Source organism: Peribacillus sp., from assembly GCF_059453735.1.
The window spans coordinates 1-2261 of sequence record NZ_JAZVJO010000459.1 but is presented as its reverse complement, the minus strand read 5'-3'; the positions used below and the strand labels follow the sequence as shown (position 1 = coordinate 2261).

The 2261-nt window shown below is 44.8% G+C and carries 2 protein-coding genes; both read right to left on the bottom strand.

The genetic code is table 11. The features are described 5' to 3' along the window. Nucleotides 1-1246: glutamate-1-semialdehyde 2,1-aminomutase (gene hemL / locus AC52RT_RS15170; protein WP_495541521.1), on the bottom strand; the 1246-nt coding region annotated here is incomplete at its 3' end. Between the two features lie 21 nt (nt 1247-1267). Further along, complete coding sequence (gene hemB / locus AC52RT_RS15165; RefSeq protein WP_495541520.1) at nt 1268-2260, bottom strand: porphobilinogen synthase; 993 nt, start codon at nt 2258-2260, stop codon at nt 1268-1270. Between the last annotated feature and the right edge of the window lies 1 nt (nt 2261).

The following is a 2261-nucleotide window of genomic DNA, read 5'->3' as shown; positions in this document are numbered from 1 at the left end:
TTTTTTCGATGTCTTCATCGGTATGTGCCGTAGAGAGGAATAGGCCTTCGAATTGGGATGGCGGCAGGTAGATGCCTTGCTCTGCCATTTCTCTATAGTACGTGCCGAAGAAGGCTAAGTCAGAGGTTTTGGCTCCTTCATAGTTGATTACTTCTTCGTTGGTAAAGAATAGGCCGATCATGGAGCCTGCACGGTTAAACGTGTGAGGAATATCATATTTTGCCGCTGCTGCGCTGATGCCTTTTTCAAGCAGGTCACCTTTACGTTGGAACTCTGTATACACTTCAGGCGTCAGCTGGCTAAGCGTTTCAAGGCCTGCTGTCATCGCTAATGGATTTCCTGAAAGCGTTCCTGCTTGATAGATGGTTCCGCTCGGTGCAACTCTTTCCATAATTTCACGTTTTCCGCCAAATGCTCCAACTGGAAGTCCGCCGCCAATTACCTTGCCTAGACAAGTCATATCTGGAGTCACTCCGTAGTAACCTTGGGCGCAGTTATAGCCAACACGGAAGCCGGTCATCACTTCGTCGAAGATTAACAGGGCGCCATATTGCGTTGTCACTTCTCTGAGCCCTTCAAGGAAGCCTGGCTGCGGAGGTACGAGACCCATATTGCCTGCAACTGGTTCAACAATGATACACGCGATGTCTTCGCCGAATTGTTCAAATGCATACTTAACCGCTGCAAGATCGTTATAAGGTACCGTGATTGTGTTTTTCGCTGTTCCTTCTGGGACACCTGGGCTGTCTGGCAAACCAAGTGTAGCAACGCCCGAACCAGCTTTAATCAGCAACGAATCACCATGACCATGATAGCAGCCTTCAAATTTCAAGATTTTGTTTCTGCTTGTATATCCGCGGGCGACACGGAGTGCACTCATAGTTGCTTCTGTTCCTGATGAAACCATCCGAACCATCTCAACTGAAGGAACCCGGTCAATGACAAGCTGTGCCAATTCATTTTCAATCAACGTTGATGCACCAAAGCTCGTGCCTGTTTCTGCAACCTTCTTAATTGACTCAACCACGCGATCATTGGCGTGACCTAAAATAAGCGGTCCCCATGAAAGAACATAATCAATGTATTCATTGCCATCGATGTCATAAATTTTCGAGCCTTTGCCGCGTTCCATGAATATCGGATCCATGTCAACCGATTTGAAGGCACGTACAGGACTGTTCACCCCGCCAGGCATGAGGTCTTTCGCTTTAGTAAAAGCTTGTTTTGATTTTTCATATGAACGCATTTTCAAATCTCCTTTGAAAAGTTAGTTTTTTTCATCTCGCAGCCAAGCAGCTGCTTCCTTTGCAAAATAGGTGATGATTAAGTCGGCGCCAGCACGTTTGAAGCCTGTCAACATTTCTAAAACAATCGCTTTTTCATCGATCCACCCGTTGTTAGCGGCTGCCTTCACCATTGAATATTCACCGCTGACGTTATAAGCAACTACCGGAAGCTTCACCGTATTTTTTACATCGCGAATGATATCCATATACGATAGAGCAGGTTTTACAATTAAGAAATCAGCGCCTTCAGCGATATCGGATTCTGCTTCACGAAAAGCTTCCATGCGATTCGCTGGATCCATTTGATAGGTTTTCCGGTCACCAAACTGTGGAGCTCCATTCGCAGCTTCACGGAAAGGACCGTAAAAAGCAGATGCATACTTAACGGCATAAGACATAATCGGAATATCTTCAAAACCTGCTTCATCAAGTCCTGCACGAATAGCTGTTACAAATCCATCCATCATATTCGATGGTGCAATAATATCCGCACCTGCTTCTGCCTGGCTGACTGCTGTCTTGGCAAGCAAATCTAATGATGCATCATTAAGAATTTTATCGCCTTCAACCAAACCACAGTGACCATGACTTGTATATTCACAAAGACATGCATCAGCAATCACGATCATCTCAGGATACAGTTCCTTTACAAGGCGGGTCGCTTGCTGAACGAGGCCATTATGATGAAATGCTCCAGATCCCTGTTCATCCTTATCATGCTCGAAAGGAACGCCAAATAGTATCACTGATTTAATCCCAAGATCCACTACTTCATCCATCTCGGCACGAAGGTTATCCATGGATAGTTGATAGATTCCAGGCATAGAAGATATTTCATTTTTAATGTTTTCTCCATCAATGATAAAAATCGGGTAAATTAAATCCTCTTTTTGAAGTACGGTTTCACGAACCATTGCTCGGATGCCTGCACTTGAACGTAAACGACGATGACGGTTAAACTGTATATCTTTCATC